This is a genomic window from Dietzia sp. (genome assembly GCF_036741115.1).
Classification (GTDB): Bacteria; Actinomycetota; Actinomycetes; order Mycobacteriales; family Mycobacteriaceae; genus Dietzia.
In genome coordinates this window covers 19,846-27,697 of sequence record NZ_DAINST010000034.1, presented here as the reverse complement: position 1 = coordinate 27,697, position 7,852 = coordinate 19,846, and the positions used below count along the sequence as shown (strand labels likewise).

Sequence of the window (7,852 nt, the reverse complement as noted above, 5' to 3'; positions counted from 1 at the left end):
CCAACCATGCCGTACGGCGCGCGCTCGTCTGGGCGCTGCGCGTGCTCATCGTGGTGGCCGTCGCCATCGGCGGTCTCAGTAAGGAGCCGGGCCAGGCGTGGGCGCTCGGCGACATCGGCGTCGGCGCGATGGCGTGGCTCAACATCCTAGCGATCATCGTGCTGCAGATCCCGGCGCTCAAGGTGCTCAAGGACTACCGCGCGCAGAAGAAGAGCGGGCTCGACCCGCAGTTCGATCCGCGCACGCTCGGCATCTCCGGCGCCCGCTTCTGGGAGGAGCGCGCCGACGGCGTCGACCTCGAGAAGGCGGTGGGGCCCAACGCCGACACGCGCGTCTAGGCCGCAGTAGGACGCACCCATGCGAAACGAGGGGTCGGAGCGAAAGGCTCCGGCCCCTCCGGCGTCTGGCCCGGGCGTTTTGACGTCGATCGTGCCCCGTCCCCGGGCGTTTCCGAATCCTTAGGACCACTACGAACCATAGGGTGTTCGCGCCCTCGCGCCTCTGGTTACGTCACCTCTCGATAGGTAGACCGATCGGTCTAACTCAATTCTTGTAGAGCCGCCCAGCGCGCGGCCGCACGTTCGAGAGAGGTTCCACGTGACCATCACCAGCACCATCGACACTCGTTCTGCCGATCCCGCCGAGGAGCGCCCGGAAGGCGGGCTCGGAACGTCCCCGTCGACCACGCCGCTCGGGCACGCCATCGGCGCCGAGATCTCCGGGATCCGGGTGTCCGGGGACATCACGGACGAGGAGGTCGAGTACATCCGCACGGCGCTGGCCACGTACAAGGTCGTCGGCTTCCGCGGCCAGGAGCACGTCGACGACGAGACGCAGTACGCCTTCGCGAAGCGCCTCGGCACCCCGACCCTGGCGCACCCCACGGTCCAGTCCCGCGGGACGGAGCGCCTCTCCATCGAGGGTGCGGCGAACTCGTGGCACACCGACGTGTCCTTCGTCGACCGCATCCCCAAGGCGTCGATCCTCCGCGCCGTGACCATCCCCGAGTTCGGCGGCGCCACGCTGTTCGCGAACACGGTGGCCGCCTACGCTTCGCTGCCCGAGCCGCTGCGCGTGCTCGCCGACAACCTCTGGGCGCTGCACAGCAACGACTACGACTACGCCTCCTCGGGCGTCGACCCGAAGAAGTACGAGGGCGCCGGCAACCCGTACCGCGCCGAGTTCACCCGCCTCAAGTACGAGACCGAGCACCCGGTGGTCCACGTCCGCGCGGAGACGGGCGAGCGCTCGCTGCTGCTCGGGCACTTCGTCAAGAACTTCGTGGGCCTGCGCTCCTACGAGTCCAGCGAGCTGTTCCGCATCTTCCAGGAGCGCATCCTCAAGCCGGACAACACCTTCCGCTGGGAGTGGAACAAGGGCGACGTCGTGATCTGGGACAACCACGGCACCCAGCACTACGGGGTCTCCGATTTCGGCAACCGCAGCCGGAAGGTCCACCGCGTCACGCTCGCGGGCACGGTCCCGGTGAGCGTCAACGGCGAGCCCTCGAGGATCATCGTCGGCGACGCGACCCACTACTCGGTGGTGGACACCCCGCGCGAGATCCGCGGCTTCCGCGGAGACGCCTCGGAGATCGACGCCTAGGCCGGCAGGACCAAAGTAGAGGGCAGAAGGGGGAGGCGCGGGGATCCGCGGCCTCCGCCGTCATACATATATAGGAATGCGCCCGGGCGAGAGAATCGCCCGGGCGCAGCCGCGTGCGGGGTGCGCGCGCGGGGAAGCGAGCGGTTAATCGAAGGCGTCGTCGGCGTCGCGGGCGAGCTCGGCGAGCACCTCGGAGCTGAACGGCGCGGGCGCGCCCGGCAGGTAGGTCACCGAGCGCAGGTCGCCGGAGAAGCGGAAGGAGCCGTGCGCCTCGTAGAGGTCCCAGTGGACGGGGCCGCCGCGGCCGACGCCGATGTCGATGCCGCTGAACGGCGCCATGCCCACGAGCGCCCACAGGTCGTCGATGCGCGCGCGGACCTCGCCGTCGACGAGCACCACCCAGTTCGTGCGGAAATGCGGCAACGGCTCGGAGCGGACGAGGATCTCGTGGGGCCCGGGCTCGAGGGCGCCGGCCGAGACGTCGTGCAGCGCGCCGTATTCGTTGACTACGAAGTGCAGCTCGCCGGCGCCATCCCCGCCGCTCTCGTCCCCGTCCCCGGCCGAGACATACGCGACGTACCCGCCGCCCTGGTCCCCGTGGGTAAACAGGATCCCGGCGTCGCCTGGCGCGGAGTCGAGCGACACGCGGACGTCGAAGGCGCGCAGCGCGGTGAGCCGGCTCGAGCGGTAGCGCTCGAGCTTCGGCGTGCCGGGGTAGAGGGTCACGGGCCGGGAGAGGAGCTCCTCGGCGGGGCGGCGCCTGTCGGCGCGCGGGTCGGCGCGGTCGATCAGCGGGAAGACGGTGTTCTCCCATGCCGCGCGCTCCCAGCGGGCGGCGAGGTCGCGCAGCACCTTGGGCTCGTCGGCGGCGAGGTCGTGGAGCTCGTTGGGGTCCTCGGCGACCCGGTACAGCTCCCACTCCCCGTCTTCGAAGGGCGTGCCGGGGACGTGGTCGGCGACGATCTTCCAGCCGTCGCGGTAGAAGCCGCGGTTCCCGCCGAACTCCGAGTACTGCTCGAGGCGCGTGCCCGGGTGGCCGGGGTCGCGGAGGATCGGGGCGAAGCTCACTCCGTCGATCGGCTTGGTCGCGGCGCCGTGCCGGACACCGGGGTGGGGGAGCCCGGCGAGGTCGAGGAGCGTCGGCGCGATGTCGGTGGCGAACTGGAACTGGGTGCGGACCCCGGCGCGCGCCGTGCGCTCGTACTTGCGCAGGTGGGCGGGCCACGAGATGAGGAACGGCACGCGGATCCCGCCCGCGTACGTCTGCCCCTTGTAGAAGCGGAACGGGGTGTTCGACGCCATCGCCCAGCCCTCGGGGTAGTGGACCATCGCCCGCGGCCCGCCGATCAGCGCGGGATCGCGCGGCACGTCCCGCTCGAAGTGGGCGGGTAGGCCGCGGACGTGGGCGAAGCGCGAGAAGTACGAGCGGGTGCCCTCGGGGCCGCCCTCCGCGGTGCCGCCGTTGTCCGAGGTGAACACGACGATGGTGTTCTCGCGCTCCCCGAGCCTGTCGAGGAGGTCGAGGATCCTGCCGAGGCTCTGGTCGACGCTGTCGACCATCGCGGCGTAGACCTCCATGTACTTCTCGTAGAGCGCGCGCGTCTCGGCGTCGAGCTCGTCCCACGCGGGGACCGCCCGGCCCAGCTTGCCCTCCCGCTCGGGCAGGGGCGTTCCGGCAGGGATTATCCCGGCCTCTATTTGCGCTTTATGACGGCGGACGCGCACCTCGTCCCAGCCCTCCGCGTATTTCCCCGCATGGCGACGGATGTCCTCCTCCTTGGCGCCGAGCGGGCCGTGCATCGCGGTGTGCGCGAAGTAGAGGAAGAAGGGCCGATCCTCGTCGTTGGCGCGCAGGCCGGAGATGTATTCGATGGCCTTGTCGGTGTAGTCGTCGGTGAGGTAGTAGCCGTCCGGGGTGTGCTCGCGCTGCACGACGGTGTTGTCCTGGACGAGCTGGTTGGGGTGGAAGAAGGAGTTGAGGCCCTCGAGCGAGCCGTAGTACTGGTCGAATCCGCGCTGGATGGGCCAGGAGGATTTATCGGCGCCGGCGTTGATGAGCGCGTCGCGGGTGAGGTGCCATTTGCCGACCCCGAACGTGGCGTAGCCGTGGTGGCGGAGCGCTTCGGGGAGCGTGGCGACGTCCTCGGCGAGCTCGAGCCGAATACCGGGGAAGCCGGGGTCCGAGTTGGCGACCGAGGCGAAGCCGGCCCTGTGCGGGTTGATGCCCGTGAGTACCGCCGCGCGGGCCGGGGAGCACACCGGCGTCGTGTGGTAGTTCGTGAGCGCGAAGCCCTCCTCCGCGAGGCGGGACAGGTTCGGGGTCGGGATCTCCGATCCGAACGGGGCGATGTCCGCGTAGCCCATGTCGTCGACGAGGACGACGACGATGTTCGGGGAGCCCTCCGGCGGCCGATTCTGCTCCGGCCAGCTCGGGGTCGAGTCTGCGAGGGTGCGGCCGATCGTGCCGGGGAAGCCCTCGTAGCCGCGGGCGTAGTCCGGGATGGGCGAGGCGGGGCTGTTGGGTCCGGTCGGAGTTGCGTCGTCTGTGGTGTCGGTCATCGATTCTTCCTGGTGGCGGTTTCGGGGGTGTGCCGGTCGGTGTCCCGGCGACGGCCGTCGATCGTGGGGACCGCGTCGAGAAGGGCCCTCGTGTATTCGGTCTTCGGCCGGGCGAGCACGTCGTCGACCGGGCCGAGCTCCACGAGCTCGCCCCGGCGGAGGACAGCGACGTCGTCGGCGACCCCGTCGACCAGCGCGAGGTCGTGGGTGATGAAGATCGCGGCGAAGCCGATGGCCTCCTGCGTCTTGGCGAGGAGGCGGACGATGTCCGCCTGCACGGAGACGTCGAGCGCGCTCGTGGGCTCGTCGGCAACGACCAGGGACGGCGAGAGGGTCAGCGCGCGGGCGATGGCCACGCGCTGGCGCTGGCCGCCGGAGAGCTCCGCGGGGTAGCGGCGCGCGAAATCGGAGGGGAGCCCGGCGGAGTCGAGCAGCTCGGCGACCCGCTCCGCGCGCTGCGCGCGGGTGCCGACTCTACGGATGTCGAGCGGCTCGCGGATGCTGTCGCCGACGGTGCGGCGCGGGTTGAGGGAGGCGACAGGGTCCTGCGGGATGATCGCGGTGTCCCCGGCCGAACCGTCGGCGAAGACGGTACCCGAGCTCGGCTGCTGCAGGCCCGCGGCGACGCGGCCGAGCGTCGTCTTCCCCGACCCCGACTCGCCGACGAGGGCGAGAGTGCGCCCGGCGCGGACGGACAGCGTGATGTCCCGGAGCGCGTGCACGGCCGCGGCGCCGTGCCCGAACGCGACGCCGAGCCCGCGCGCGCCGAACACCACGGGCTCGGCGTTCTCGGCGCCTTCGGCGGACACGGTAGACACGGCCCGCGGCGCGTCGGCGGCGGCCGGCCCCTCCCCGCCGGCGTCCCCGGCCTGCGCGCGCAGGCGCGGGACCGCGCGCAGCAGGCGGCGCGTGTAGGGGTCCCTGGGCGCGGAGAAGACCTCGTCGAGCGAGCCAGTCTCGACGACCTGCCCGCGCAGCAACACCGTGACCCTGTGGGCGTAGTTCGCCACGACGCCCATGTCGTGGGTGATGAGCAGCACGGCGAGATCGCGCTGCCGGGCGAGCCGCGCGAGGAGCTCGAGGATCTCCTTCTGCACGGTCACGTCGAGCGCGGTGGTCGGCTCGTCGGCGACGAGGACCCGCGGCTCGGCGGCCAGCGCCAGCGCGATCGCGATGCGCTGCTTCTGGCCCCCGGACAGCTGGTGCGGGTACGAGCGCAGCCGCAGCTCCGGCTCGGGGATCTCGACGAGCCGGAGCAGCGCGAGCGTCTTCTCCCGCCGCACGGCGCGAGACAATCGCCCGTGGGCGCGCAGGGCCTCGCCGAGCTGCCAGCCGACGGTGCGCACCGGGTTGAGCGCGCTCTGCGGCTCCTGGAAGACGAGCCCGATCGTCGCCCCGCGCAGCGCGGACAGTTCGCGCTCCCCGGCGCCGAGGATCTGCGTCCCGTCGACGCGGATAGTGCCCTCGGCCTTCGCCCCGGCGGGGAGCAGGCCGACGAGCGCGCGGGCCGTCATCGACTTGCCCGAACCCGATTCGCCGACGAGCGCGTGGATCTCGCCGGGAAGGATCGACAGGTCGAGGCCGCTCACCGCGGGGCGCGGGTGGGAGAAGCCGATGTCGAGGGACTCGATGGAGACGAGCGGGCCCGGCTCCCCGGCGCGCGGGGCGGCGAGCGCCGTCCCGGGGCCGGATGCGGAGTCGGGAGAGGCGTCGAGTGTGGTCATGGCGGTGTCCTTAGCGGTATTCGGTTCAGCGGATGGCGCGGGAGAACGCCTGGGAGATGAGCAGCAGCCCGAGCGTGAGCGCCATGACCACGACCAGCGGGCCGACGGCGAAGAACGGGGCGTGGTACGCGTACGCGGCGCCCTCGTTGATGAGCGAGCCGAGGGACGGCTCGGGCGGGACGACGCCGAGGCCGAGGAAGCTCATCGCGCCCTCGACGAACACGGCGATGCTCATCGCGAGGCCGAGCTGCACGAGCAGCGGATCGACCGCGTTCGGCAGGATGTGGCGCCGCAGGATCCACAGCTTCCCCGCGCCCGAGACCTGTGCGGGTTCGACGTAGGGGAGCTCCCGGACCCGCAGCGCGGTGGTCCGCACGAGGCGGCCGAAGATCGGGATCTCGGTGAGCGCGACGATGGTGATCACGGTGCCGAAGCCGGGGCCGAGCACCATCGCCAGCGCGATGCCGAGCAGCACGGCGGGGAAGGCGAGGATCAGGTCGAAGGTGCGCTGCACCAGCCCGTCGAGCCGCGTCCACAACGCAGAGGCCAGCCCGAGCTCGCTCCCGACGACCGCCCCGATGGGCACTGCGGTGGCGATGATGAGCAGGTCGATGCGGATCCCGTACAGGGTGCGGGAGAACAGATCCTGGTTGACGGCGTCGGTGCCGAGCCAGTGCTGGGCGCTCGGCCCGAGGAGGTTCGCCCCCGGGATCTGCTCGTCGGGGGCGTACGGCGCGAGGAGCGGCGCGAAGACGCCGAGGAGGACCACGATCCCGACGGTGATCGCGCCGACCAGGCCGCGCCCGCGGGTGAGCGCGCGGAGCCGGTCGTGCACCCAATGCCTGGATGACGGCGGACGTGCCGGGTTCGCCGGGGCGCCGCTTTCCGCGGGCGCGAGGTCGGGGCGGTTGAGCGCCTGGGGCCTGCCCTCGGCGAGCGGGGCGCCCGGGGCTGCGGGGGAAAGGGTCATGCTGCTGCTTCCTTGGTTCGGACCCGCGGGTCGAGCGAGGCGTGGGCGATGTCGGTGGCGAGCTGGACGAGCACGAACACGGCGACGGAGAGGACGAGGATTACCTGGACGACCGGGTAGTCGCGGCCGGCGATGGCCTGCTGCGCGAGGTAGCCGAGGCCGGGCCAGGCGAAGAGCGCCTCGACGATCACCGCGCCGCCGAAGAGCTGCCCGATCTGGATGCCGAGCACCGTGAGCGCCGGCGGCAGCGCGTTGGGGAGGATCTGGGTGGTGATGATCCGCCGGCGCCTGATGCCGAGGGCGAGGGCGGTCGTGACGTACGGCTGGGAGAGCTCGCCGGTGATCGCCTCGTTGAGGAAGCGGCTCAGCGCCGCGCCGATCGGCAGGGCGAGGCACAGCGCGGGGAGCAGGAGGAACTGGAAGGTGATCCCCGGGTCGGCGGCGAGCCCGTCCCTGGGGATCCCGCCGGCCGGCAACACGATGAGCAGGACCCCGAACGCGACGATGAGCACGGTGCCGACGACGAAGTTGGGGATCGCGATCGCCAAGGTGTTGTACGCGGTGGCGACTGACCTGGCCCAGCGCCGGTCGATGAGCTCGGGGATGATCCCGAAGAGCGCACCGAGCAGCACCGCGAACAAGAGCGCCGTCCCGGCGAGCGCCGCGGTGTTGCCGGCCGCCTCGAGGACGAGGGAGGAGATGGTGCCGCCGAGCACGAGCGAATCGCCGAGCCGGAACGTGAGCACCGAGCCGATCCAGGAGAAGTACTGCTGCCACAGCGGGGCGTCGAGCCCGAGCTTCTCGCGCAGCGCGGCGACGGCGTCGGGGCCGGCGTCGCCGCCGGCGATGACCTGGGCGGGGTCCCCGGGTATGAGGTGGAGGAGCGCGAACACGACGATCGAGCCGACGATGATGACGCCCAGCGCGGACGGGACCCTCCGCAGGAGGTAGCTGTTCATGGGGAACCTTCGGTAGGTGGAAGCGTGGGGGAGAG

Annotated in this window: 6 protein-coding genes; 2 read left to right on the top strand and 4 right to left on the bottom strand. The window is 71.6% G+C overall.

Going from position 1 to position 7,852, the window contains the following annotated elements:
* Both V7E05_RS07120 and V7E05_RS07115 read left to right on the top strand, forming a co-directional pair.
* Nucleotides 1-338, top strand: a 338-nt coding sequence (locus V7E05_RS07120; RefSeq protein WP_333618973.1) for an alanine:cation symporter family protein, incomplete at its 5' end; no start/stop codon positions are given.
* A 259-nt stretch (nt 339-597) separates the two neighbouring features.
* The gene (locus V7E05_RS07115) at nt 598-1,605 is read left to right on the top strand and encodes a TauD/TfdA dioxygenase family protein (RefSeq protein ID WP_442891627.1); all 1,008 of its coding nucleotides are present in this window, start codon (nt 598-600) and stop codon (nt 1,603-1,605) included.
* A 144-nt stretch (nt 1,606-1,749) separates the two neighbouring features.
* On the opposite strand, the gene V7E05_RS07110 is transcribed toward V7E05_RS07115, so the two are convergent.
* Genes V7E05_RS07110 through V7E05_RS07095 form a run of 4 tightly spaced genes read right to left on the bottom strand, consistent with a single transcriptional unit; the run spans nt 1,750 to nt 7,817 of the window.
* Entirely contained in the window at nt 1,750-4,164 is a 2,415-nt protein-coding gene (locus tag V7E05_RS07110) for an arylsulfatase (RefSeq protein WP_333618972.1), read from the bottom strand.
* Nucleotides 4,161-5,888: an ABC transporter ATP-binding protein gene (locus tag V7E05_RS07105; RefSeq protein ID WP_333618971.1), complete on the bottom strand. Its 1,728-nt coding sequence runs from the start codon at nt 5,886-5,888 to the stop codon at nt 4,161-4,163. The genes V7E05_RS07110 and V7E05_RS07105 overlap by 4 nt, the downstream gene beginning before the upstream one ends.
* 25 nt (nt 5,889-5,913) lie before the next feature.
* Nucleotides 5,914-6,858 carry an ABC transporter permease gene (locus tag V7E05_RS07100; protein ID WP_333618970.1) on the bottom strand — a complete coding sequence of 315 codons (945 nt, stop codon included), beginning with the start codon at nt 6,856-6,858 and terminating at the stop codon, nt 5,914-5,916.
* Nucleotides 6,855-7,817 (bottom strand): ABC transporter permease, encoded by a 963-nt coding sequence (locus V7E05_RS07095; protein WP_333618969.1) that lies wholly within the window; start codon nt 7,815-7,817, stop codon nt 6,855-6,857. The genes V7E05_RS07100 and V7E05_RS07095 overlap by 4 nt, the downstream gene beginning before the upstream one ends.
* Between the last annotated feature and the right edge of the window lie 35 nt (nt 7,818-7,852).